This window comes from Commensalibacter communis (assembly GCF_947179015.1).
Classification (GTDB): Bacteria; Pseudomonadota; Alphaproteobacteria; order Acetobacterales; family Acetobacteraceae; genus Commensalibacter; species Commensalibacter communis.
On the sequence record NZ_CAMXCM010000004.1, the window covers coordinates 63,542 to 86,686 of the forward strand.

The 23,145-nt window shown below is 37.4% G+C and carries 27 protein-coding genes and 1 tRNA gene; 15 read left to right on the forward strand and 13 right to left on the reverse strand.

Features of this window, described 5'->3' with window-relative positions:
• Nucleotide 1 precedes the first annotated feature (1 nt).
• Nucleotides 2–484, reverse strand: a complete 483-nt coding sequence (gene rplM, locus PQG54_RS08340; protein ID WP_271789989.1) for a 50S ribosomal protein L13 — start codon at nucleotides 482–484, stop codon at nucleotides 2–4.
• A 177-nt stretch (nucleotides 485–661) separates the two neighbouring features.
• On the opposite strand from rplM, the gene PQG54_RS08345 reads away from it, so the two are divergent.
• On the forward strand, nucleotides 662–1,531 hold the full coding sequence (locus PQG54_RS08345; protein WP_271789990.1) for an NAD(P)H-binding protein: 870 nt from the start codon (nucleotides 662–664) through the stop codon (nucleotides 1,529–1,531).
• A 27-nt stretch (nucleotides 1,532–1,558) separates the two neighbouring features.
• On the opposite strand, the gene PQG54_RS08350 is transcribed toward PQG54_RS08345, so the two are convergent.
• The 3 genes from PQG54_RS08350 to PQG54_RS08360 form a co-directional block, all read right to left on the reverse strand.
• Nucleotides 1,559–1,634: transfer RNA gene (locus PQG54_RS08350), tRNA-His, on the reverse strand.
• Between the two features lie 99 nt (nucleotides 1,635–1,733).
• Nucleotides 1,734–2,834 carry a thiamine pyrophosphate-dependent enzyme gene (locus PQG54_RS08355; protein WP_271789991.1) on the reverse strand — a complete coding sequence of 367 codons (1,101 nt, stop codon included), beginning with the start codon at nucleotides 2,832–2,834 and terminating at the stop codon, nucleotides 1,734–1,736.
• Between the two features lie 21 nt (nucleotides 2,835–2,855).
• Nucleotides 2,856–3,344 carry a thiamine pyrophosphate-binding protein gene (locus tag PQG54_RS08360; protein ID WP_271789992.1) on the reverse strand — a complete coding sequence of 163 codons (489 nt, stop codon included), beginning with the start codon at nucleotides 3,342–3,344 and terminating at the stop codon, nucleotides 2,856–2,858.
• 98 nt (nucleotides 3,345–3,442) lie between these two features.
• On the opposite strand from PQG54_RS08360, the gene PQG54_RS08365 reads away from it, so the two are divergent.
• On the forward strand, nucleotides 3,443–4,345 hold the full coding sequence (locus PQG54_RS08365; RefSeq protein WP_271789993.1) for a LysR family transcriptional regulator: 903 nt from the start codon (nucleotides 3,443–3,445) through the stop codon (nucleotides 4,343–4,345).
• 54 nt (nucleotides 4,346–4,399) lie between these two features.
• Here PQG54_RS08365 and PQG54_RS08370 read toward each other — a convergent pair whose 3' ends face one another.
• Nucleotides 4,400–6,673 (reverse strand): TonB-dependent hemoglobin/transferrin/lactoferrin family receptor, encoded by a 2,274-nt coding sequence (locus tag PQG54_RS08370; RefSeq protein ID WP_271789994.1) that lies wholly within the window; start codon nucleotides 6,671–6,673, stop codon nucleotides 4,400–4,402.
• A 207-nt stretch (nucleotides 6,674–6,880) separates the two neighbouring features.
• Here PQG54_RS08370 and PQG54_RS08375 point away from each other — a divergent pair, with 207 nt between their 5' ends.
• From PQG54_RS08375 to PQG54_RS08395, 5 genes are all read left to right on the forward strand, one after another.
• On the forward strand, nucleotides 6,881–7,447 hold the full coding sequence (locus tag PQG54_RS08375) for a biliverdin-producing heme oxygenase (protein ID WP_271789995.1): 567 nt from the start codon (nucleotides 6,881–6,883) through the stop codon (nucleotides 7,445–7,447).
• A gap of 128 nt (nucleotides 7,448–7,575) precedes the next feature.
• On the forward strand, nucleotides 7,576–8,298 hold the full coding sequence (gene exbB, locus PQG54_RS08380; RefSeq protein ID WP_271789996.1) for a tonB-system energizer ExbB: 723 nt from the start codon (nucleotides 7,576–7,578) through the stop codon (nucleotides 8,296–8,298).
• 3 nt (nucleotides 8,299–8,301) lie between these two features.
• Nucleotides 8,302–8,727 (forward strand): TonB system transport protein ExbD, encoded by a 426-nt coding sequence (exbD, locus tag PQG54_RS08385; RefSeq protein ID WP_271789997.1) that lies wholly within the window; start codon nucleotides 8,302–8,304, stop codon nucleotides 8,725–8,727.
• Nucleotides 8,724–9,584 carry an energy transducer TonB family protein gene (locus PQG54_RS08390; protein WP_271789998.1) on the forward strand — a complete coding sequence of 287 codons (861 nt, stop codon included), beginning with the start codon at nucleotides 8,724–8,726 and terminating at the stop codon, nucleotides 9,582–9,584. Before exbD ends, PQG54_RS08390 begins: the two co-directional genes overlap by 4 nt.
• Nucleotides 9,585–9,670: 86 nt before the next feature.
• Nucleotides 9,671–10,234: a recombinase family protein gene (locus PQG54_RS08395; RefSeq protein WP_271789999.1), complete on the forward strand. Its 564-nt coding sequence runs from the start codon at nucleotides 9,671–9,673 to the stop codon at nucleotides 10,232–10,234.
• A gap of 4 nt (nucleotides 10,235–10,238) precedes the next feature.
• On the opposite strand, the gene PQG54_RS08400 is transcribed toward PQG54_RS08395, so the two are convergent.
• The 5 genes from PQG54_RS08400 to PQG54_RS08420 form a co-directional block, all read right to left on the reverse strand.
• Nucleotides 10,239–10,553: a hypothetical protein gene (locus tag PQG54_RS08400; RefSeq protein WP_271790000.1), complete on the reverse strand. Its 315-nt coding sequence runs from the start codon at nucleotides 10,551–10,553 to the stop codon at nucleotides 10,239–10,241.
• A 303-nt stretch (nucleotides 10,554–10,856) separates the two neighbouring features.
• A complete protein-coding gene (locus tag PQG54_RS08405; protein WP_271790001.1) occupies nucleotides 10,857–12,218 on the reverse strand; it encodes a mechanosensitive ion channel family protein in 1,362 nt (453 codons plus the stop codon).
• Nucleotides 12,219–12,372: 154 nt separating this feature from the next.
• A complete protein-coding gene (gene pabB, locus PQG54_RS08410) occupies nucleotides 12,373–14,079 on the reverse strand; it encodes an aminodeoxychorismate synthase component I (RefSeq protein WP_271790002.1) in 1,707 nt (568 codons plus the stop codon).
• A gap of 83 nt (nucleotides 14,080–14,162) precedes the next feature.
• A complete protein-coding gene (locus tag PQG54_RS08415) occupies nucleotides 14,163–14,615 on the reverse strand; it encodes a 5-fold beta-flower protein (protein ID WP_271790003.1) in 453 nt (150 codons plus the stop codon).
• 78 nt (nucleotides 14,616–14,693) lie between these two features.
• Nucleotides 14,694–15,116, reverse strand: a complete 423-nt coding sequence (locus PQG54_RS08420; RefSeq protein WP_271790004.1) for a 5-fold beta-flower protein — start codon at nucleotides 15,114–15,116, stop codon at nucleotides 14,694–14,696.
• Nucleotides 15,117–15,268: 152 nt separating this feature from the next.
• Between PQG54_RS08420 and PQG54_RS08425 the strand changes: the two genes are divergently transcribed.
• The 4 genes from PQG54_RS08425 (at nucleotide 15,269) to PQG54_RS08440 (ending at nucleotide 17,652) form a co-directional block, all read left to right on the forward strand.
• Nucleotides 15,269–15,742, forward strand: coding sequence for a hypothetical protein (locus PQG54_RS08425; RefSeq protein WP_271790005.1), 474 nt, complete (start codon nucleotides 15,269–15,271; stop codon nucleotides 15,740–15,742).
• Nucleotides 15,743–15,751: 9 nt separating this feature from the next.
• A complete protein-coding gene (locus PQG54_RS08430; protein ID WP_271790006.1) occupies nucleotides 15,752–15,877 on the forward strand; it encodes a hypothetical protein in 126 nt (41 codons plus the stop codon).
• Nucleotides 15,878–16,167: 290 nt separating this feature from the next.
• Nucleotides 16,168–17,415 (forward strand): tyrosine--tRNA ligase, encoded by a 1,248-nt coding sequence (gene tyrS / locus PQG54_RS08435; protein WP_271790007.1) that lies wholly within the window; start codon nucleotides 16,168–16,170, stop codon nucleotides 17,413–17,415.
• Between the two features lie 27 nt (nucleotides 17,416–17,442).
• Nucleotides 17,443–17,652 (forward strand): TOBE domain-containing protein, encoded by a 210-nt coding sequence (locus PQG54_RS08440; RefSeq protein ID WP_271790008.1) that lies wholly within the window; start codon nucleotides 17,443–17,445, stop codon nucleotides 17,650–17,652.
• Between the two features lie 106 nt (nucleotides 17,653–17,758).
• On the opposite strand, the gene PQG54_RS08445 is transcribed toward PQG54_RS08440, so the two are convergent.
• Entirely contained in the window at nucleotides 17,759–18,061 is a 303-nt protein-coding gene (locus tag PQG54_RS08445; protein ID WP_271790009.1) for a hypothetical protein, read from the reverse strand.
• A 109-nt stretch (nucleotides 18,062–18,170) separates the two neighbouring features.
• Nucleotides 18,171–19,013, reverse strand: coding sequence for a squalene/phytoene synthase family protein (locus tag PQG54_RS08450; RefSeq protein ID WP_271790010.1), 843 nt, complete (start codon nucleotides 19,011–19,013; stop codon nucleotides 18,171–18,173).
• 152 nt (nucleotides 19,014–19,165) lie between these two features.
• Here PQG54_RS08450 and PQG54_RS08455 point away from each other — a divergent pair, with 152 nt between their 5' ends.
• On the forward strand, nucleotides 19,166–19,771 hold the full coding sequence (locus PQG54_RS08455) for a superoxide dismutase (protein ID WP_271790011.1): 606 nt from the start codon (nucleotides 19,166–19,168) through the stop codon (nucleotides 19,769–19,771).
• Nucleotides 19,772–19,815: 44 nt separating this feature from the next.
• On the opposite strand, the gene yajC is transcribed toward PQG54_RS08455, so the two are convergent.
• On the reverse strand, nucleotides 19,816–20,304 hold the full coding sequence (yajC, locus tag PQG54_RS08460) for a preprotein translocase subunit YajC (protein WP_306421361.1): 489 nt from the start codon (nucleotides 20,302–20,304) through the stop codon (nucleotides 19,816–19,818).
• Nucleotides 20,305–20,403: 99 nt separating this feature from the next.
• Between yajC and PQG54_RS08465 the strand changes: the two genes are divergently transcribed.
• From PQG54_RS08465 to PQG54_RS08475, 3 genes are all read left to right on the forward strand, one after another.
• A complete protein-coding gene (locus PQG54_RS08465; RefSeq protein ID WP_271790012.1) occupies nucleotides 20,404–21,258 on the forward strand; it encodes an ATP-binding protein in 855 nt (284 codons plus the stop codon).
• A 217-nt stretch (nucleotides 21,259–21,475) separates the two neighbouring features.
• Nucleotides 21,476–22,060, forward strand: coding sequence for a phage neck terminator protein (locus tag PQG54_RS08470; RefSeq protein WP_271790013.1), 585 nt, complete (start codon nucleotides 21,476–21,478; stop codon nucleotides 22,058–22,060).
• 13 nt (nucleotides 22,061–22,073) lie between these two features.
• Complete coding sequence (locus tag PQG54_RS08475; protein ID WP_271790014.1) at nucleotides 22,074–23,144, forward strand: hypothetical protein; 1,071 nt, start codon at nucleotides 22,074–22,076, stop codon at nucleotides 23,142–23,144.
• Nucleotide 23,145: the final 1 nt, after the last annotated feature.

Below are 23,145 nucleotides of genomic sequence, written 5' to 3' on the forward strand. Positions count from 1 at the left end.
CTTAGGCTCCAACTTTTTTGTTATTAATACTGTTTTTGCGGTTTAATGCAGCAACATCTAATTGAACAGGTTGTTGGCCTGTATGAGGATGCTCTTCACCAGCATAAACATACAAATGTTTCATTTGTTTACGTTGTAATGGCCCACGGCTAATCATACGTTCAACAGCTTTTACAACAACGTGATCTGGGTTTTTACCTGTCAAACGTTGGGTAATGGTGCGTTCTTTGATTCCGCCAGGAAAATTGGTATGATAGTAGAATTTCTTTTGTTCTACTTTTCTGCCTGTCAAAGCAATTTTTTCTGCATTAATCACAATAACATGATCGCCACAATCAACATGTGGTGTATATTGTGCTTTATGCTTGCCACGCAAGCGATTAGCGATAATAACAGCAAGGCGACCTAATACGATGTCTTTTGCATCAATCAGAACCCAATTTTTTGTTACTTCCGCTGGTTTAATCGAAATGGTTGTTTTCATTAACTCTAAATTCCGTTAATTAATCAGCTATAAATTTAACCCTGTTATTAACGCTGAAAAGGATTTCGTCAAGCAATTTTTATAAAATAATTAATTTTATTAGTTTTCAGTGCGTTTTGGCGTGGTATTCTGTTACCGCACTTTTGTTTTCTCCTTATAAATCAATGTGAACCCCTTATGAAACAGCCCTTTTCTCTACCTCGAAAAATACATATTATTGGTGCTTCTGGACGTTCTGGCTCTGCGTTAATCAAAGAACTGCAAAATCATGGCTGTACAGTCATTGCCCTTGTTCGGAATCTAGAAAAATGGCAACGAACGAATCTTACTTGTGAATATCGGATAATAGACCTCAAAGGCTCGCCAGCATTGTTGGTTAATGCTTTGCAAGATGCGTCACATATTGTGAATACCGCCCATGCCCGTCATGCCCCCACTATTTTAAAAGCAGGTCCTACGGATGCAATTTATGTGTTCTTGGGCAGCACTCGGAAATTTACGCAATGGCCTGATTCGCATGGTAACGGAGTCCTTGCTGGAGAGAACGCTTTTTTACGTAGCAATTGTAAAGGAGTCATTTTACATCCAACCATGATTTATGGCAGCCAAGGGGAAAATAACGTGCAACGTTTGGCTAAATTGCTTCGTAAGCTCCCTGTTATTCCGTTACCCAATGGTGGTAAAGCATTGGTGCAACCGATTCATCAGTCTGATGTCACAAAGTCGATTTTGGCTGCACTATCACGCCAATGGGATGCCCCCAACAGCCTTGTAATTGCAGGGGGATCAGTGCTTTCTTATAAAGAATTTATTCAAGTTATTTTACAACAAGCAGGCATTAAACCAAAAATCTTTATCCCTCTTCCTGTTTCTTTGCTTAAAACAGCAGCTTTTTTTACGAAGTTTGTGCCTATTATTCCCACCATCGGAACCGATGAAATCCAAAGATTGGTTGAAAATAAGAATTTTGATATTGCTGAAATGAAGAAACAACTAGGTTTGGAACCCATTGATTTTCAAACTGGAATCCGACAAACAAAGCTATGAGATTTTTAAAAGGGAATTGATAACAGATGGGGCGAACGACGGGGATCGAACCCGCGACAACCGGTACCACAAACCGGCGCTCTACCGACTGAGCTACGTCCGCCACAATCTGTGAATTGTCTTTACTATATTTCTAAACAAGCCGTCAATTGTTTTTGTCAAAAATTTATTTAAAATTTTGGAATCGGTTAAGCGTATCCATTTACGAATTGTGAATATTCAAGCCTTCGTCTTGTAATTTACCCCATGTTTCAATTTCAATTAATGCTGGTTTTCCTAAAGTAAGTGCTTTATTCAGCGCATCCTTAATTTCTTCACACGTGTTTGCTTGAAATGCTTCAACTCCATACCCTTCTGCCAAAGCAGAAAAATGAATATCTGGCACGTCTAATCCTGCAACATTACCCGTACCAAGCACATCTGCAAACCAACGTAAAGCTCCATATGTACCGTTTTTTAAAACAATAAATATTACTGGAATATTGTACTTTGCTGCTGTCCACAAAGCCTGAATACTATAATTTGCAGAACCATCCCCTATAATGACAAATACTTGCCTGTCAGGTTTTGCCAACTGAATACCCACACCAGCAGGCATTCCAAAACCCAACCCTCCAGCAGCTGCAAAATAGTAACTTCCTTGGGATTTAAAGGTTAATCGTTCCCATATTATATCCGTTGTTGATGTCGATTCATTGACAAATATCGAATCTTCTGGGGCAATATCATTCAAAATATCAAAAAATGTTTCGGGTTTTAATGGTGTCGTTATATTAACGACAGACTTCGCAACTGTTAATTCTGGCATCACACCATCACGTTGAACTACATTCTCCGCTAACTGTTTTAAAGTTGGCTTAATATCGCCAACCCATGCATCCCCAATCGGAGCGCGCGCTGCCTCATTGACATCACAGGTAATTAAAACTAAATCAGCCCCATTAGGCAAATAAGAGCCTGGCTCAAATTGATGATACCGAAAAACAGGTGCTCCAATAACAATAATTAAATCATGCCCCTCTAAAATTTGACTGATGGACGCAATTCCACCTGGTAAAATACCTTTAAAAGCAGCATAATTTGTTGGAAATGGACAACGTGAAGCTAAGGGTGCAACCCAAATAGGGCAATTTAATTTTTCAACTAACTCTATGGCATAGTCATTGGCTTGTGCTGCATCAACATCAGCGCCTAAGACGACGACAGGATTGATAGATTGATGAATTTTATCAAGCAATTCTGCCAACACATTATTATCAAGTGCTCTTGCACTTTTGACTTTCCGCTTTGTTAAAGCGGTCAAATCTTCATTAAGAGGTTTCTCCTAATCATCATAAGGAACAGATAAATATACAGGACCTGGCGCATCAGAAAGAGCTGTATGAATGGCTCGGCTCATTGTATATGGGACTTCTTGTGGACTTGCAGGTTCGTGACTCCATTTTACCAAGGGTTTGGGTAAAAATGCTGCATCAACATTTGTAAGTAACGGCTCTATACCCAACATTGCTCTATTTTGCTGCCCAGCCATAATAATTAAAGGCGAATGTGCATTCCAAGCATTTGCCAATGCACCCATACCATTACCAGTCCCTGCTGCTGAATGTAAATTAACCAATGCGGGTGTTCCCAATGCTTGGGCATATCCATCTGCAATTCCTACAGCTACGGCTTCTTGCAACGTTAAAATATATTCAAAATCATTAGGAAGATTATTTAAAAAAGGCAGCTCATTTGAACCTGGATTGCCAAATACTTTTTTAATTCCATGCTGTCTTAATAGATCATATGTAATATCGTGAACTGTTTTCATTTTACTTTATCCTTTGTAAATAATGTAAAAAGAATAAAACACAGTTTTTTATTAATCAAATTGATAGTATCATAGTACAAAAATAGATGGTGTCTATAATGGATTTAAATCTGATCAAAGTATTCCTGGCTATATATGAAACAAAAAGTGTTACACATGCCGCAGATCAGCTATGTATTACACAGCCCTCAGCAAGTTATGCTTTGAAAAAACTGAGGTATGAATTGAACGACGTGTTATTTGTTCGTAACAACACTGAAATGCAACCGACATTCAGAGCAATTCAGTATTATGATATCTTTAAAAAAGCAATCCAATCCATAAATCTAACAATTGCCGATAACAAAGCTTTTGAATATGCAACCTCCTCCTATAAATTCGTGCTTGCTATTTCAGATATTGGAGAGTTTTTCTTTTTACCTCATATTTACAAATATTTACAATCAGTTGCCCCTCATATCCGACTTGAAATATTACAAATTGATATACATCAATTAGAGGATTGGTTATTAACGGGGAAAATTGACGCTGCCATCTGTAACCGTCATGATAAAATCTCTCATGTAAGATGTGAATTATTATTGCAAGACCAGTATGTCTGCGTTCTTAATAAAAAGCATCCCCGCATTCACAACAAAATGACATTCGAACAGTTTTTACAAGAGCAGCACATCATTATTGCTTCACAAGCAGGACATCACTATGTCGAAAAAAGCCTTTTACAAGCTGGTCATAATATAAATGTAGCAATTTATCTGCCACGTTTTATTACGGTAAACGAATTAATTTCAATCTCCGAATCTATTGCAACAATTCCATCAAAAATTAAATATATGTTCGACTGCTCAAAAACAAAGATCCTAGCTCTTCCTTTTAAAATCCCAGAAATTGAAGTTTGTATGTATTACAATCTAAATAATAAAAATATACCCGCAAAAAAGTGGTTTTGTGAAACAATCAAAGAAATCTGTTTAAAAACAACGTCCCAATCTAATAAATGAATATAGGATTAGGATTAACATACACCCTAATCCTATAAATATTGTCTTGTAATATTAAAAATCTATGCGTGCGGTGACTTTGAAATATCTTCCTGGTTGGGTATAGAATTCTTGACGCATACCACTTGCTGACTGTCCAATTGGCAGAGATGTAGCATTATAATATTTCTTATCAAACATATTATACATCCCAGCTTGAATCTTTAAAGGTTTATAGAATGAAGGACGATACCAACCCGTCCAATCGAAAATCACATAACCCGCAGTATTCCATTGTTTACTTAATCCACCTGTGCTGGTTAAATATTTTGCATTATTTCTTGCAATCGCAAAGGTGCTGGATAGGTCACTTCCCCAGTTTTCTTGTTTATATCCAAAACCAACAATCCCACGAAACGGCGCAACTGAAGCTAAGTTATAATCCATACTAGTATTTCTGCCATTAGTATAAGCAAAAGATCCCCAACCACGCCAATGCTTGTCGAATTCCCAATTCGCATTAGCCTCTACACCATAAATTCTGACATTTTTTAGATTGGTATAGCCGTAACAAGAATAATAACCAACACAAGGGGTAACGCCCATCATATCGATAAAGTTTTTATAATAATTATCATAAAACGCTACATTAGCCCCGCGTTTTGAATCTCCATACTTTAAACCCACTTCCCATCCACGACCTGTTTCGGCTTTTAAATTCGGATTTCCTGTCACCGCATACATTGGTGCAGTACTATAACTTAAATACTCTTCTGTCGCTGCTGGTGCACGATAAGATTGAGAATAAAGGGCGTATGCCGTTAAATTTTTTGCCAATCTTGCTTCTGCCAAAAACTTAGGAGAATAACGGGAACCACTGGCACCAGCAGGTAATCCTGAATAACCAGGATTATTTTGATAATCTCTTGAGTTGTTCGTGTCTCTTTTAAAATAGTCAAAACGAACGCCTGGGGTCAAATGTAACCAGTCATTTTTACCTAAAGAGATACGATCTTGTAAAACTGCCCCTAAATCTGTTCCATGAACGTCTGGCATGTCGGCATAATTATTATGCACAAACGCACTGGGAGTTGCACGCCAACCACGTTGCTTTTGACTAGTATCTGACAAATACGCCTCACCCCCGAATGTAATGGCATGATGCACAGACCACGTATAGGCATTCACAGTAGCAGACCCCAAAGCACCATAGGTTTGCGTATTCAATGTTAAATCCTGCCACACATTGCTGGCTGGACGCAAAGAATTATAATTTGTGGTATTTGTCATCGTATTTTGATCTTGCCAATAGGCTGTAAAATGCCCCTCAGCAAACAGATCTTTTGGATTTTCAGCAATATAATCATAAGTTGCACTGAATCGAGAACGTTGATTTTCTGTATTTGTATGATAATCTTGCCCTGCTGCAGTTTGAGAGGTCAATGTATGTTCATGATTATTCAAATCATACCATTCCCCCGTCAAATCCAAACGATGCCCACCAGCGAAATATTGCCTGATTTTGCCTAGGAAACTGCCTTGAACATAATGTGCAGGATTGGCTTTGGTTCGGTTTCTTCCTTGCCCGCCTGTTTCGCCTCTGTTACCTGTTTCGCTCCCATTTTGATAGCCACCAGACAACAAGAACAATGTATTTTTATATCGCGCTGCAAAAGATTGATTTAAAACTGCCGCTGCCTTTTGTCCAGCATACGTTGCTTTGGTTGAATTGCCGAACTTTTCCCCTGGTTTTAAGATATCTTCTGGATTCAAGGTTCGGAATGCAAGGACACCTCCTAATGCTCCCGTTCCAAAAAAGCTGGAATCGGAACTTTTAATGACATCAATTCCCCCCATGGTATTAAAATCAAAATAGCCAACCCCACCTTGTTGCGTTGGCGATCCACCAGCATACGCACCATCGTTAGAAAATGGCTGACGAATTCCATCAACCGTCACCAAAAGTCGATTTCGATCCAGCCCACGCATATTTAAGCTGGAACTATCCTCATTAAAATTAACAGATGCATCTACACGTCTCGAAAAATCCTCTAAATCATCGATTTGGCGATCAATTAATGTTTCTCTGGTAATGGTTGTGGTTAACACGCGTGATTTACCCACGTTGGTGTAATCCTTATCAGGATCAATCTTCATCGAATCTAATAAGGGATCGCTTTTCCCTTTGACTTTAACAGGGCTCAGATTAACATTTGTTGCAGGTTCTGTTGTGGATTCATCTGTTGTTGTTTGGGTTGTTTGTCCCCATGCACCAACGGATGTTAAACACAAGAAACTTGATGCCATGAGCCATGATATATTTTTTTTTCGAATGAGATGCGTTTTCATTTTATTCACAAATCCATAATGAGAATGATTATTAATATCATCACTTATACAAGTAGATAATAAATGTCAATTGGAATGAGAATAATTATTATAATCAAAAGATATTGCAAATCATTTGCATATGATATAAAGATAATATGTAATTGCGACTCATTCTCATGTCAATAAGATTTTATCTCATTTAGACATTTTTACTGGAACTATACTATGTCAGAACTTCAAGAACCTTTATTAACATCCGCACTCCGTAACAGAACAAAAAGTGTTCACGGAAAATTAGACGAACATCTCATGGGACTGGGTCTGTTTTCTGACAAAGAGAAATACAAACAATTTCTAACCATCCAATATTATATTCATCTTGATGCTGATCATTTATATTCAAATTCACAACTCGCAGCAATGATCCCTAATTTAAAACTACGTAATCGTTTTAATAAACTAAAAGAAGATATGGCTGATTTGAATGTCCCAACACCAGCACCAATTCATACCCCTGTAATCACAAATACATCTTCTGCGATTGGTACATTATACGTTGTCGAAGGGTCAAAATTAGGGGCTAAATATCTTTTACATAGTGTTGGCACGATTGGTCTTTCGGATCAATATGGTGCCAGACATCTGGGTGCTGATGACGAAGGTCGTGGTGTATCATGGCGTTCTTTTCAAGCAGCAATTGATACGGCACCGATTGATATCTCTGTTGCTGTTCATGCCGCAGAACAAGCATTTAATCGTGTTTTTACCCATGTTCACAATGTCACAGGATAATCATTAACGTAATTTTAACACATCAGGGTTATTATAGCTCTTATCACAATGAAACTCACCCTGATGCTTTTTTAATTTGATCGAGTTTCAATAGATTTTAATGGTTAATTTCTCAACGGAGATAGTTCATGACCCCAGCAGTTTCATTTTCACCATGGGCAATGTTTTTACAAGCGAATATCGTTGTCCAATCTGTCATGATTATTTTGCTATTTGGCTGCCTATTAAGTTGGACTATTTGTATTGCAAAATCTGTTGAGCTTTTTATAACCCATAAAAAACTGATGAAAGAGCAAATTGCTCTGCAAAAATCTGGGAAACTGGATCAAGATCAAGCCAGTAATAAAAAATGCATTGTTGGCGCAATGATTATGGCGGTATTGGATGAATATCAGTCTTCCAAAGGCATGACCCACGACATGACAGGGTTAAAAGAACGCATTGCGATGACTTTGGAACGTGTTGAAGCCTGCGAAGGTCGCCGTTTATTAAAAGGCACAGGATTGCTTGCTACAATAGGAGCAACCGCCCCCTTCATTGGGCTATTTGGTACGGTATGGGGCATTATGAATTCTTTTACAGGAATTGTTGCTGCCAAAGCAACCAGCTTGACCGTTGTTGCACCAGGAATTGCAGAGGCTTTATTAGCTACCGCCTTAGGACTTGTGACTGCTATTCCAGCCGTTATTTTATATAATATTTTTTCACGTCATATCATGCATTGCCGCGCACATATTGCTGATCTGAGCACCTTAATTATGCGCATTGTTTCCCGTGATGTCAGCCAAATGACCGCGCAACAAGAAAAAGGGCAAGTCATTCAATTCGGTCTGCGTGCTGCGGGGGAATAAATCATGATTCGCATGCGTCATAATGATGAAACGCCAAATGAAGTCAATGATATTAATGTGACTCCTTTTATTGACGTGGTCTTGGTTTTATTAATTATTTTTATGGTGGCTGCACCATTAAGCACCGTTAATATTCCTGTGAACTTGCCTGGCTCTACGGAAAAAACGACCCCTGCCCCGACAAACCCTGTTTTTCTGACCATTAAAACCGATCAATCTTTGGCATTGGGTGAAGATAAAATTACCAAAGATCAACTGCCAGCAGCTTTGGCAACGGCAACCAAAGGTAATAAAAACGAACCTATTTTCCTAAGAGCTGATAAAAAAGTTGATTATGAAAGCCTTATTAATATTATGGACCAACTACGTTCGGCTGGGTATTTAAAAGTTGCTTTGGTTAATTTAGCCAAAGAAGGGGATACTCAATGAGTTCTTCTTTTTTTCAGTTGTCATTGGGAATGAATAAACAAACAGAAAATTCTTTTGCGCAATGGCAAAAAAAACATGAACTTTATCAACAAAAGCAAGATCGCTTATTATGGGGTGGCGCATTAATTGGTACCTCTATTTTACTAGTGGGCATCGCATGGTTGACCTATCATATGCCCCATACAAAAACAATTGCGTTAAACGCAAATATGCCGCCTGCTATTACGCTTGATTTATCAACCGATTTTGTTCCCCCTGCGCCACCGCCAATGGCTGCACAACCAGAGCCACAACCTTTGGAAGAAGCAGCAGCACTTGATGCGCCCGTAGCCCCCTCGGCTGAAATTAACTTACCCAAAACCCAACAAGTCGAAAAAATAAAACCTGTTGAACAAAAAAAAATTATTAAACCACAACCGAAAATCGTGCATGCCCAAAAAGTAATGCCAACTCCTAGTCAAACCGTTAATAACACGCCTTCTGCCTCAAACGCACCTTCTTCCTCTGCGTCCAACAGCCCTGCGTCTAGCAGTACTTCATCAGCTTCATCTCATCAAAAATCATCAATGAGTCCAGCAACATGGCAAGGGAATGTTCTGGCAAAGTTAGAACGTTTAAAACGCTATCCCACTGATGCACAAAATGACAAACAAGAAGGCACCGCCACGATCAAAATCACCATTAACCGTCAAGGTCATGTTTTAGCCTCTAAACTAGCGAAAAGTTCAGGTTACTCGTTATTAGATAAAGAAGCTGTAGCACTTGCTTATCGTGCTGACCCTTTACCTTCTGTGCCTGAAAGCATCAAGGGAAATAGTGTAACAATTACTGTCCCCGTTGAGTTTAATTTGAGTTAACTTGAATCGATAACCCATCATCTTGACTTCTAGTGATTTATAAGACAATTTCTGTCATAAATTAATTTATAGAAAGCACATGGTAAGTGGTAAAGATTGGATATGCTAGGGTATCAACTATAGACCAAGATACTTCTTTACAAATAAGCGCATTACAACAATTTGGTTGTGAGAAGATTTATCAAGATAAAGCCTCTGGCGCTAAAACAGATCGTCCTGAACTTTTAAATGCGATCTCTTATTTAAGGGAAGGCGACACCCTTGTCGTGTGGAAACTTGATCGCTTAGGGCGTTCTATCAATCATTTAATCCAAATTATCAATGATCTTGAAGAGCGTAACGTTGGTTTTAAATCTCTAACTGAAAATATTGATACCACGACCCCTGGTGGAAAGTTAGTTTTTCATTTATTTGGTGCATTAGCCCAATTTGAAAGAGATTTAATTAAAGAACGCACCAGAGCTGGATTAAAAGCCGCCAGAGACCAAGGGCGGATTGGTGGCAGACCTGTTGTGATGACGGATGAGAAGTTAAAAAAAGCCAAAGAATATTTACAAAAAGGACTTAATGTTCAAGAAGCTGCTGCAAGGATTAAAGTCAGTAAAACAACGCTTTACAAAGCATTAAATATCAAAAAGTCTTATGAATAAATAATCATCGTGTTCTTCTGATGAATAAAACCTCTGGGTATGGAGTTATTTTCTCATCATTAATTCCTAATTCAACCCATAAACCTCGATCATCCACTCCATAATCTTTCGTCAAATAATATTCCGAGAAATAATCTGTTTGCAACTCTGACAAAGAAATAACATTCTTTATATTTTTCTGGGTCAACTTATATCTTTTACAAAACTCGATTGAAAAAACAGCTTCTTCTAGCTTCTTTTTATATTTAATTAATGCCGCTTTGCTCTCATTACCGTATGAAAATTTTTCACGAATTAAAAATATTTGCGCTTGAAGCAATTCTTAGAATTTTTTCATTGGTTCGCTCACTCGTTACTTTACGTCGTTATTAATCTTTTTATTGCTGGTTCCCACATCGTTCGGCATGAAGATCCCATTTCTGGGGAGTAGTTTTTGATTATGAATAAATCATCTTGATCTTTATGATAAATAAAGCGCTAATGAATAAATTAAACGATTCAACTTAATGCCGATTTACACGTATTTATTAAAATACCAATCTCAAATTAAAAGGCGCTGCATCAAACAGCGCCTTAGCTAAATATTACAATGAGTAGACTTAGAAAATATTACTTTTCTCTTCTAAGATTGACCATGTTGCAATGCAGGGGGTGCATCTTCGACCATATTAGTCTCTGGCCCTTGAAGCAACCTTACTGTTGAACTGTTACCTGTTCCACTTTGTCCCGCACTAAGGAAGAATTCTGATAAAACAGAGTAAGAGTGATCAAAAATATCCGACTGAATAGCTTCATATTGCTTCCATACAACCGTATTACTAAAACAATAGATTTCTAATGGTATCGCTGTGAAGTCTGGTGCCATTTGACGTACCATACAGGTCATATTACGATGCACGGAGGGATGATTTTTCAGATATTCTTCTAAATAAGCACGATATAACCCTAAATTTGTCAAGCGACGACCATTTAACAAAGAAATATCCAGATCATAGTTCTTTTCTTTGTTAAATTTATCAATTTCCTCTGCTCTTTCAAGAATATAAGGCTTTAACAAAGCACTATTAGAAAGCTTCTCTATTTCTTCTTTGGTCAAAAAACGGATAGAATTTGCATCAATCAAAATAGACCGCTTGATACGACGACCACCAGATTCTTGCATGGCGCGCCAGTTGATAAATGAATCTGATACCAGTGCATAAGTAGGAATCATCGTCATCGTATTATCAAAATTTTGAACTTTGACCGTTGTTAATCCAATATCAATGACAGTACCATCAGCACCATATTTTTCCATGGTTAACCAATCACCAATTCTTAACATTTTATTGGCAGATAACTGAATCCCAGCAGCCAAGCCCAGAATAGAATCTTTAAATACCAACATAATCACCGCAGCCATTGCCCCCAAACCGGTAATTAACTTCCACGGAGATTGATCGATGACGGCGGAAATCATCATAATAACGATAAATAAAGAAGCTAGTAATTTGATCCCTTGGAATATTCCCCCCAACGGTAAATTATTAGATATTCCCAACCGATTGGAAAGATGCAGCACAATATTGAAGAACGAGAAAATAGATAATAAAATATAAAGTAATATCCATAATTTCGTACAAATAATTAAAAAATATAGAATAGTAACATCATGCTGAACCCAAAAATTCGCCTGAGCCAGTAATACAATCCCTTGTATGACAAAAGCTAAACGGTTAAAGAGCTGGTCTTCTGTTAGAACCTGTATCCAAACCCAAGAACTCTTCTTAGAAAAACTATATAAGCGTTTTAGAACTAATTTATGTAAAATAAAATGTAGAATAAAAGCTGTGATAATAATAATAGATACTGCCAAAATAAATAAGGTAATATCGTTTAATGGTATACCGACTTTATCCAGTAATCCTGCAAACCAATGCAACCAGTCCTGTTGCATTTCTTGCAAAACGCCTGATTCTCCTGATTTTACTTGTGTGTTAGGCATTCAAAATCCTTGTATCGTTTTATTTCAAAATCAACGCTATAATTAAAAATAAACACGAATTATCTCATATAAATTTTTAATAACCGTGTGTGCGATCACTATGAATATTCAATTTTCTTTGTAATTAGCATTATAAATATGGTGATAATTTGACTTATTCAGTCCAAACAACATCACGCCAGCCACGGACACTATTTATAAAAGCGATTTTACAATGAGCTTGAATATCTTTTTTATAAATAATCCGTTCCTTTATTTTACCTTGTTGTAACAAATATTGACGCATTGTGCCATTTAACAGCCCACTTTGTAAAGGGGGCGTAAACCAATCGCCTTGGTCATACCAGACAATATTTCCATTCACAAATTCTGTGACCTCATCCCGTTCATTGAATAATAACATTTCATGATCCAAAGTCACTTTGGGATAAAAATCTCTCTTAGTCGTTTTATGATATAAAAAAACATTCGTTGACTGCATGGCTTCCATTGACCAAGAGGCTAGTAAAGGTGCGGTTAAAGACGTGATTGCTTGGGCCTCGCATTCAAGATGCCCTTGTTTATCCAATAATAGACGAACTTTCCACTGCCCAGTGGGATGTTCTTCTTTTAAAACGCGTAACGTCTTTTCAGTCACTGTCTCATTCAATTTAAAATCAAAGTAAATTGCAGATTCTTCTAAACGCTGCAAATGCGCTTCGTATAAGAAATAAGCCCCGTCTTCTAATAACAAAGATTCTAACAAATGTTCTGGAACTTTAGAATCATATAAAACCTGCATTTTATGTAAGACCTCTTTATACTCATCACGTGACGTTGAATCCCACGTAATTCCACCGCCAACGCCATAAGTTGCTTGTTGATTTTGAATGACCATCGTCCGAATAGGAACCGAAAAGATCGCTTTATCATCAGGTGTAATGACCCCTAATGCACCACAATAAATCCCTCTGGGGGATTTTTCCAATTCATGAATGATCTTCATTGTATTTACTTTGGGGGCACCCGTGATTGATCCACAAGGAAATAAAGCTGTAAAAATATCTGTTAAAGTCGTTTGCTGTTTTAATTGTGCTATGATCGTAGAAGTCAGCTGCCAAACGGTGGGGTATTTTTCTGCATCAAACAAAGAGGTAACCTTGACAGTCCCTTGTTGTGCAATTTGCCCCAAATCGTTTCTGAGTAAATCGGTAATCATCAAATTCTCAGCATGGTTTTTTTCATTATGCAGGATTTGTTGATTTACCTGATCCTCACGATTATTCATCCCTCTGGACACAGTGCCTTTCATTGGTTTTGTACGAATAATCCCCTGATGCACTTCAAAAAAGAGTTCAGGTGACGCTGAAAGGATTTGAAAATCACCACTATCAATATAAGCACTATACCGAGATTGCTGAGCCTGTAATAAGTGCAAATAAAAATGGTAAGGATTTTGTTGAAATAATGCCTGCATTTGCAAAGTATAGTTTACTTGATAAGTATCACCTTGGGCAATATGATCTTTTATTGATTGTATTGCTGCCTGATATTCCTCCCATGAACAATTTGGGTGCCATTGAGGATATGTAATCGCTTTTTTGGGCTGTGCTATATCATGAAAAACCGAAGCATCTACAGGATGATCGAAAATCCCAAACCATAATAAAGGCAAAGAACCCGCAGGATATGTTTTTAAATAAGGTTGAAACGCTGGGGCTGCTTCATAGCTTAAAAATCCAGCTGCGTAATAGCCTTGCTGAACGGCTTGTTCTATTTGTTGTAAACAAGGCAAGATTTCTGATAATAATCTCGTTTGAATGATTTGTGTTGGATGACTAAAAAAATAAGGGTGATCTGCAAAATCAAAACGAATTTTCATAAAAAAATGCCAACAATAGTAAAATAAAATACAAAAAATACTATAAGACCTATACCAAGCGGTAGATCTTATACCCATTCTAACTATTGTGAAAATAAGCTACTTTCTGGCAAAAGCAAGAATAAAGCCGTTGGTTTGCGACTTTTATCAACTTGTCCGACTTTTACATTATTACTATTGTAAACTTCGCCATTTTTATCAACTTTTCCAAGTAGCACATTGTAATCTGTAAAAATATTACCTTTTTTATCAACATGACCCAGATTATCATTCTTGGCATTATAAGAATATCCATTCTTATAAATCCGACCTAGATTTCTAATATTACCATCAAAAATATTCCCATTTTTGTCAATTCTGGCAATGCAAACGCCACTACTATTAAAAATATAACCTTGCTTATCAACTTTAGTAATGGTTGTACCAACTTGATTGCTATTAGGAGCCGCTGGTGACACATAATTAGGTTGAGCCAATACAGTATTACTCATTGTGAACCCGACCATTAAACAAGCAACTATATAAGAAATTTTCATTCGTTTATCCTTTACGATCATATTTCAAGCCATTCACTGTAAAAACAGCATAAATGCTTTATATAAAACAACCCATGATTATTTTAACAACGACAATCCTGTTTGTTTATGCTGCGGATCGACATGGCCTTGATAAGAACCTGAACTATTATAAACATTACCACTGGAATCTATTCTGCCGCGATAGGTGCCAGAGCTATTATAAACATTTCCATTGGAATCTAGACGACCTTGATAAGAACCAGAGCTGTTATACATCTGACCATTTGCATCGACTTGTCCCTGATAACTTCCAGAATTATTGTAAACTTTCCCGTCCGAATTCATACGCCCTTTATAAGCACCATTTTTATTATACATTTGACCATTAGAATCCATACGCCCTTGATATGAACCCTTATTATTATAAACCGCCCCGTTATTTTGCGCATAACCAGACTGAACTATTACAACCAATCCCATCACCAAGCCCAAAGAGAGTTGCCATATTTTTTTAATCATGATTGTCATCCTTGTCTTTATTTATAATTATTTCGTTATTTAATCTTATCAAACAATTTGCCATTCCGCGATGTTAAAAAGCTATTCTCATTTCTCATTAAAAAATGATATATCTATTCTTAATTTATATTTTAGCGGATCAAGAACGTCTTATGAAATCACTTTTTCACCCTTTCTATAGCTTAGGCTGTGCAGTCGGTTTATTACTAGCAGGCTCTGCAGTTGCCCAAACGAGAGACAGCAACACGCATACAGAACAATGGCAAGTGCATACAACCAAAGACTATCAAACCTCGCCTCAAAACAGCCCTGTATATCATAAGACCCCCTCTCTGAAACCACCCAAGAAGAATATTCACAATCCTTTGCGTCACAAAGGGTGGCATACCGTTCCTGATCCTTATATTGAAGAAGGTGGAGTTTATACGAATAAAATACATCCTGCCTCAACCCAACATGGCAAGATGTTGCATGACTATAGTGACGGCTCACCCAACAGCCATGCAGCCCCACCATCGACCGTTATGAATCCTTATCGCAAAGGAAATAGACAGCAAGCCGTTAAAATACAAAATCCTGTTCCTGGAAATGTTGCACCGATCCCTTTACCTCCAGAAAAGGACTAATATAAATAAATGCTGGGCAAAAAATATCGCTATTTATTTATGGCATTGGATGAAATTACCAATCCAGCAGCATTGGCAATAATCCATGAAGATTTAAATTGTGTTGGAATCATTTTACGCGCAAGGTTGGGATAGCAACGCGCCTTTTTATTTAAATGAAAATTATAAAAAAAGTCTATCCAATTAATTTTGCCGTCACTGCTAATATCTGTAAAAAAGCATTCAACATCTTATCTGTATGGAAAGAACCATAAAAGCTTTTTAAAGTTTTAAATAAACTATGGAATTAAATTCGGTCTTATCCTCAAAACCCATCCATTCGTTATGAGAAAATTGCCTTGAAAAAAGAGGATGACTTTTAAAATCGGTTCAATCATAATAAACAACCAATTATAGTATATTCGTTTTATTGAGATTAGATCAACATGCATAAAAGTCCATTCTTACAAGAAGCACAAGAACGTGGTTTTATTTTCCAAGCAACTGATATAGAGGCTTTGGATGAAATTATATTAAAAGGCTCCATCTCTGCCTATATTGGGTTTGACCCTACTGCGGACAGTTTGCATGTTGGATCATTGGTGCAATTGATGTTGTTGCGCTTGTTACAAAAACATGGACATCAAGTCGTTGCGTTGATTGGCGGTGGGACTGCACAAATTGGTGATCCTTCTTTCAGAGAAGAAGCACGCAGCCTGATGACCCAAGAAACGATTGATCGTAACCTCGAAGGCATCGCCCAAAATATTCGCCAAGTAGTAAATATCCAAGAAGGCGCTAAAGATGCAATTATGGTAGACAATGCCGAATGGTTAAAGAAGCTCTCTTATATCGAATTATTACGTGACGTCGGTGTGCATTTCTCTGTCAACAGAATGCTGTCTTTTGATTCTGTTAAAAGCCGTTTGGATCGTGACCAAGGATTATCTTTCCTTGAATTTAACTATTCTATTTTGCAATCTTACGACTTCCGTGAATTGAACAAACGCTATGGCACCGTTTTACAAATGGGTGGTTCTGACCAATGGGGCAATATTGTTTCTGGGGTTGATTTAGTACGCCGTATGGAAGGCAAACAAGTCTTTGGTTTAACCGCACCTTTATTGACCACCAGTTCTGGCGCGAAAATGGGTAAGACCGCCAAAGGTGCCGTGTGGTTAAATGCTGAAAAATGTTCTGTCTTTGATTTCTGGCAGTTCTGGCGGAATACCGAAGATGCAGACGTGGGTAAATTCTTAAAATTATTTACTGATTTACCTGTGGCAGAATGTGAACGTTTGGCAGCACTTCCTGGTGCTGAAATTAACGAAGCCAAAAAGATCCTTGCCACCGAAGTCACCACGATTTGCCACAGTCGAGAAGCCGCAGAACAAGCCCAAAAAGCAGCCCAAGAAACGTTTGAGCAAGGCAAAGTCGCACAAACAGGACTACCCGAAGTTACCTTATCCAAAAATGAACTTGCCGAAGGTATTCCTGCATTTCGGATTTTCGCTTTAAGTGGTTTAGCCACCAGCAATGCCGAAGCAAGACGCTTAATCCGTGGGGGTGGTGCCAAAGTCAACGATCAAAAAGTCGAAGATGAAGGTCAAGTCATCACGGTTAATGATTTACAAGAAAACATCATTAAACTATCTTCTGGGCGTAAAAATCATATGCTCATCAAGTTTAATTAATGCAATCATATTATAAAGGATCTCAAAGTGAAAATCAGTGCACGTAATATGTTAAAAGGCAAAATTGTTGGTATCAAAAAAGGTGCCACAACAGCCCATGTAAGCCTTGAGGTTAATGGTACTATTGTCATGGCATCCATTACCAACGATGCTGTTGACGAGTTAAAATTAACCGTTGGGATGGAAGCTGCTGCTATTGTAAAAGCATCGGATATTCTGATCGCTGTAGAAGATTGATTATGACTGAAGCTGTGCAATCTATCCGTTATATTCTTTGAAAAGAAAAGCCCTAATTCATATGTTAGGGCTTTTTAAATGAATAACTTTGTATAACCTATTTTTTTTATTTTTTAAAAAAAACATAAATAGACAAAGGCACCACGCTGAGTGCACAAATACAGCTTAGCAAAAAATAAAGTCCAGGATCATAATTAAACCCCGAAGAATGACCTCCACCAGAAGCAGAAGCCCCCGCAGCAATAATAGGAAGCATCCCGATACAAAATAAAATAAATCCTGCAACCATCAAAAAAAGCGTTAGTAATATAATCTTTTTATGGGGGCTAAAGAATAATCTGATAATCAATCCTATAAAAACCAATAAAAGAATTAATGGAATGCAGAGAAACAGATATGTTTCGAACATCACCCATTATCCTTTCCTTTTGGTTTAATGATGACAATCGTTTATCATAACGTATTTTCTAAACACGTCCAAGAATCATTCAATATTCGTCGATGAATTATTGCAAACGCTATAAGGCAACTTTGCCTCTATAATTACTCCACAACACTGCCAGTTGGTCACCAGCCCCTCGTTTGTCAGGCAATTGATCCCAATGCTGGTATCTTTTTAAATCTCTTTTTGCCAAGACCACATGTAAAATAGCAGCTATTTTCTTGCGCCCTAATTTGCGAACCTCTTGCCCTGCTTGTAGATAGTCTCTCGCTTTGGCAATCAAAATTCGTCGAATTGCATCGATTGTTTCTGGTGTCGTTGAAATACCATCATCTGTGCGTTGTAGATGATATTCATCAATGATCTCTTGAGGCAACGGACAGCGCCCTGAATGCAAAATCTTGGGCAAATATCGCGCGATCTTCGTGACCTCGCACGCCATTCCCAAAGTCGCAATATGCTTTAGTTGCTCGCTATCTTCTACGCCTAAAATCTGGGCAACCACTTCATGGGTTTTTCCTGCTGATCGCATCAAAATAGATTCCCAATGGTGCCAATCTTTGATGCCATCCAGCTCTTCTTCTTTTGCTTCTATCATTTCCAGCAAAGCATTTGTTGGTAATAATTCTTTCGACATCGATTCTTTAATGAAAGGAGCAATCTCATGAGTGCGATCTTTTCCTTCAATCAACTCTCGCCACCATTGCAAGCGAATAAATCCCGCCATTGGCCCAGCAACTGACCAAGAAGATGGCAAAGAAACTGCACGTGTAATTTCAATATGAAACGCCAATAGTTGAAAAATAAGTTCTCTGTGATACAGTGGAGCAAATATTGTACAATAGAAATAATCTGGGTTATATTTTTGTACATAAATTGCACATACAGAAAGTAAAGAAGATGTGTCTGTTTTTGTCATAAAAACCTTATATAATATTTTTACTAAAAATAAAATTTAAACAAATTTATAATTTAACCTTTATAAATAATGCGATAAATTTTATATATAAAGAATAATAAGAACCAAAATGGTCTTATATAATCAAGAAACGATATAAAGGAACAAAATAAATGGCTTTCGAACTTGGAAAACTACCTTATCCTGAAAATGCTCTATCACGTGGTGGAATGAGCGAAGAAACAATACAATATCATTATGGTAAGCACCACCAAACCTATGTTAACACATTAAATGATTTGGTTGCTGCTAATCCAGCGCTTCAAGGTAAAACTCTTGAAGAATTAATCGTTATGGCGGCAAAAGACGAAGCATTAACCCCAGTATTAAACAATGCTGGTCAACATTATAACCACACCATGTTTTGGAATTCATTAAGCCCAACAGGCGGAAAAATGTCCGAAGCATTCGAAGCTCGTATCGTGAAAGATTTCGGTTCTGTTGATAATTTCAAAACAGAATTCAAAAAAGCTGCAACCACTCAATTTGGTTCAGGATGGGCTTGGTTAGTTCTTGATAAAAATGATAAATTAGTCATTACCAAAACTCCAAATGCAAAAAGCCCTCTTTCTGAAGGTCAAGGCAAAGCATTATTGGTTGCTGACGTATGGGAACATGCTTATTACATCGATTTCCGTAATCGTCGTCCAGATTTTATTGATAATTTCTTGAATAAACTGGCTAATTATGATTTTGCGGAACAACAATTAAACGCATAATCTAGTCCATAAAAAACCCGACTTTATGTCGGGTTTTCTTTTGGTTATTTATCTGCTGTTTTATCAGTGACTTCTGACTTTTCCAGCTCAATGACTGGAGCAGGTTCTTCTGGTTTAACTTCTGATTTAGTTTCTTTTTCTTTCTTAACCACAGGTTTGGCTTTTTTCACATTCTTATTGGCTTCGTTGGCTTGAATTGCTTTGCTCTCCAATACGGATGTAATCGTGCTGCGCAGAATTTTGACTCTGACATCATTGGATAGATCCACTTCCATTTCGTCAGAATCTTCTTGGTTTTTCACAACAGTCGCAATAATACCACCAGCCGTCAATACTTTATCGCCTCTGCGTAACGCCTTCATGCTTTCACGTTGTTGCTTGGCCTTTTTTTGCTGTGGACGAATAATCATAAAGTAAAAAATGAAAAAGATACCAATAAACGGCGCAAAGGTCATCAAGATATTACCCCCACCGCCACCACCAGCAGCCTGCGCATGAGCCGCAGGAATCAGGATATCCATTAAATTCGTCATAAATTATTTCCTATTCTATCCACACTATGTATAATTATTTATCTTTATTTCATATTACATATAGCGTCAAACGCCTACTAAAAATTTATTGGAAAAATTATGACAACGGATATTCTTCCCTTACTGGAACGCATTGCAACGGCTTTGGAGCAATTATCACCCCCAAAACCCCATATCGATAATGTTGAACAAGCCAATGCTTTTATTTGGACAGCACAGAAAAATACGTTAATCCCAGTCGATGAAGTCTCGTTTGTTCATTTTAAATTATTGCAAGGGTTGGAATATCAAAAAAAACTTTTATTAGAAAATACGCTGCATTTTGCCAAAAATCTATCCGCTAATAATGTCATGTTGTGGGGTGCCAGAGGCATGGGGAAATCTTCTTTGATTAAATCCGTGCATCAAGAAGTGAATCAATTAACTGAAAATAAACATGATCCTGTTAAAATCATCGAAATTCCAAGGGATGATATTCATTCTTTACCAACTCTATTACAATTGTTAAAACCCCTTCCTCATCGTTTTATTGTGTTTTCTGATGATCTATCCTTTGAAAAAGAAGATCGTGATTACAAAGCGTTAAAATCCGTTCTGGATGGTGGGATTGCTGGTCGCCCTAAAAACGTATTATTTTACGCGACCAGTAATCGCCGTCATTTAATGCCTCGTGATATGATAGAGAATGAAGTCAATTCCGCGATTAACCCCGCCGAAGCCGTTGAAGAAAAAGTGTCTTTATCTGATCGTTTTGGGTTGTGGATTGGATTTCATAATTGCGACAAAGCACTATATGATAATATCATTCGTGCCTATGCCAAAGAACGCAAACTCAATATCTCTGACGAAGAGTTAATCGCCCAAGGCAATGAATGGTCTGTCACCAGAGGTTCCAGAAACGGGCGTGTTGCGTGGCAGTTTATCGAAGATTTAACGGCTAGGTTGGCAAGTTAATTCCTGCGTCTTTGATTTATATATTGATACTCTTGATAAAATTTGAGATAATAACTAATAAGTTGGTCTTTTAGACCCTAAACCATTCCAAGCACAGCGCAGTCTGTGCTTTTTTTATTTTGGCATCCATAAAATTAAATATCGCCAGAACCCAACGCCATCGCTGCGTTCAAATGATTCAAATCACAATCTTATTTTAACATGAAAGAGACTCAAAATGCGTCAAAAGAAAACCCCTGCCCAAGTGACAGCCAAAGCTCCTAAAGATGGAGAATTCCCAGAGTTAAAAAAACTAACTTATAAACAAATGTATAATTTAGTAGAAAAATTTATCAAAAAAGCAATTCCTATCAAAGGAGCCAAGTTAACAGTTATTAACGGTATGCAAAATCGCGTTTCCACACCAAAGGCTCCTTTCATTCTTCTACAAATAGAGTCAGATGACCAAATATCAACCCCAGAAACACGTTATACCAATAAACATAAAATCACGTGGGCTCGTTCTCAAATCACCATGGGCATATCTTTTTTTGGAAACAATAATATTGCCGCCTTAGAAATGGCAAAATCCTTTACCGTTCGTTTTAATGATGCATGGGCGAGTGAACAATTTGCACAATATAGCGATATTTTTTTCCCTCTCTACAGCGATGATGCACGCCTAGAGCCCGTATTCACAGATGGCGAAGACCAATTCACCGATAAATGTTCTGTAACCACTTATTTCGAACATCATCCAGAATTTGGCATGTGTGAAAATAGCGCGAAAGAAATCAGCATGAACGTCAATATAGCTGGTTAAAGGAAAAAAAATTATGACTAATACAATCAATAATAACGTCGTATATTGTACAAATGATGAAATAAATTATTTTATTAGCCGTGATAGAGGAAAAAGCTGGCAACCTGTAAAAGATGATAGGTTTGTTGTAAGACGTGTGAATGGTGTAATTACACATGGATATGTTTCTCCACCTTCATATATACCTGAATTTGCAAGTCCAGATACATTCACACACTCCTCATACAGCACTACATATCCTTTTGCGCCTTTTATAAAATGTAATAAAAATCTTCCTTATGATTTCGAAGCTAATTTAAATGATTTGCGCGCCCTTATGTTTAATAATGGGGCACGTTTTGTATGGGATCGCAGGGTAAGGTTAGCATATGACGCCCGATTAAAAGAAATGGCAGATTATTATAAAAAGCAAATTGCCCTTGGAAAAATGACGCCCGAAGAAGCAGGATGGAGTAGTTTTAATATGCGCAACAAAAATTTAAAGGATTTAAGAAATTGGACACATTCTATAGGATTAAAAAAAGCAAGAATGCGAAAAGGGGATAAAGGAATGTCAAAAGCAGATGCTCTAAAAAATTCCATTGCTAACTTTGAAGCAAAACCCTACTTACCTAAAAATTTTAGTGAACTACCACAAACAGAACAAGATAAAATTCGAAGACCTATCGTTAAGAAAATTAAGGAAAGCTACAATAAGAACCCAAGTAAAATGCACGATATTTTCAAGAAGAACAAAGCTGGAGTTTTTAACGAAATGATTGAAGCTGCTGGCAGGGCAGATAGTGCTGTTACCAGTAAATTTTTAAATCCTAAGGGATTATCTCTAGTTGAATTAAGATTGCTTCATATGTCAATAGCCATTTCTGCATTCAATGTTCTGTTCGCAGATGACCCAACAACCGCGTTAATATATGAACTTGCTAGTGATTTTGTAATCTTTGTCGGAGGATTCGTTGGTGGTGGAATCGGTTCCAGAACCGTTTGTATTGGCAAAGGACAAGCAGGCATTATTTGCGTTGTTGCTTCTAGTATGATGGGTGGTATGATCGCATTAGAAGAATACGATCATTTAAATGGAAAATAAA

Coding starts and splice junctions, on each gene's coding strand:
- PQG54_RS08420 (WP_271790004.1), bottom strand. CDS start 15,116: ATGATTAAAAAAATATGGCAACTCTCTTTGGGCTTGGTGATGGGATTG.
- PQG54_RS08445 (WP_271790009.1), bottom strand. CDS start 18,061: ATGTTCGAAACATATCTGTTTCTCTGCATTCCATTAATTCTTTTATTG.
- PQG54_RS08475 (WP_271790014.1), top strand. CDS start 22,074: ATGACTAATACAATCAATAATAACGTCGTATATTGTACAAATGATGAA.
- PQG54_RS08405 (WP_271790001.1), bottom strand. CDS start 12,218: ATGCCTAACACACAAGTAAAATCAGGAGAATCAGGCGTTTTGCAAGAA.
- PQG54_RS08345 (WP_271789990.1), top strand. CDS start 662: ATGAAACAGCCCTTTTCTCTACCTCGAAAAATACATATTATTGGTGCT.
- exbD (WP_271789997.1), top strand. CDS start 8,302: ATGATTCGCATGCGTCATAATGATGAAACGCCAAATGAAGTCAATGAT.
- tyrS (WP_271790007.1), top strand. CDS start 16,168: ATGCATAAAAGTCCATTCTTACAAGAAGCACAAGAACGTGGTTTTATT.
- pabB (WP_271790002.1), bottom strand. CDS start 14,079: ATGAAAATTCGTTTTGATTTTGCAGATCACCCTTATTTTTTTAGTCAT.
- PQG54_RS08415 (WP_271790003.1), bottom strand. CDS start 14,615: ATGAAAATTTCTTATATAGTTGCTTGTTTAATGGTCGGGTTCACAATG.
- PQG54_RS08370 (WP_271789994.1), bottom strand. CDS start 6,673: ATGAAAACGCATCTCATTCGAAAAAAAAATATATCATGGCTCATGGCA.
- PQG54_RS08430 (WP_271790006.1), top strand. CDS start 15,752: ATGCTGGGCAAAAAATATCGCTATTTATTTATGGCATTGGATGAAATT.
- PQG54_RS08360 (WP_271789992.1), bottom strand. CDS start 3,344: ATGAAAACAGTTCACGATATTACATATGATCTATTAAGACAGCATGGA.
- PQG54_RS08450 (WP_271790010.1), bottom strand. CDS start 19,013: ATGACAAAAACAGACACATCTTCTTTACTTTCTGTATGTGCAATTTAT.
- PQG54_RS08390 (WP_271789998.1), top strand. CDS start 8,724: ATGAGTTCTTCTTTTTTTCAGTTGTCATTGGGAATGAATAAACAAACA.
- PQG54_RS08470 (WP_271790013.1), top strand. CDS start 21,476: ATGCGTCAAAAGAAAACCCCTGCCCAAGTGACAGCCAAAGCTCCTAAA.
- PQG54_RS08465 (WP_271790012.1), top strand. CDS start 20,404: ATGACAACGGATATTCTTCCCTTACTGGAACGCATTGCAACGGCTTTG.
- PQG54_RS08425 (WP_271790005.1), top strand. CDS start 15,269: ATGAAATCACTTTTTCACCCTTTCTATAGCTTAGGCTGTGCAGTCGGT.
- PQG54_RS08455 (WP_271790011.1), top strand. CDS start 19,166: ATGGCTTTCGAACTTGGAAAACTACCTTATCCTGAAAATGCTCTATCA.
- yajC (WP_306421361.1), bottom strand. CDS start 20,304: ATGACGAATTTAATGGATATCCTGATTCCTGCGGCTCATGCGCAGGCT.
- PQG54_RS08375 (WP_271789995.1), top strand. CDS start 6,881: ATGTCAGAACTTCAAGAACCTTTATTAACATCCGCACTCCGTAACAGA.
- PQG54_RS08365 (WP_271789993.1), top strand. CDS start 3,443: ATGGATTTAAATCTGATCAAAGTATTCCTGGCTATATATGAAACAAAA.
- rplM (WP_271789989.1), bottom strand. CDS start 484: ATGAAAACAACCATTTCGATTAAACCAGCGGAAGTAACAAAAAATTGG.
- exbB (WP_271789996.1), top strand. CDS start 7,576: ATGACCCCAGCAGTTTCATTTTCACCATGGGCAATGTTTTTACAAGCG.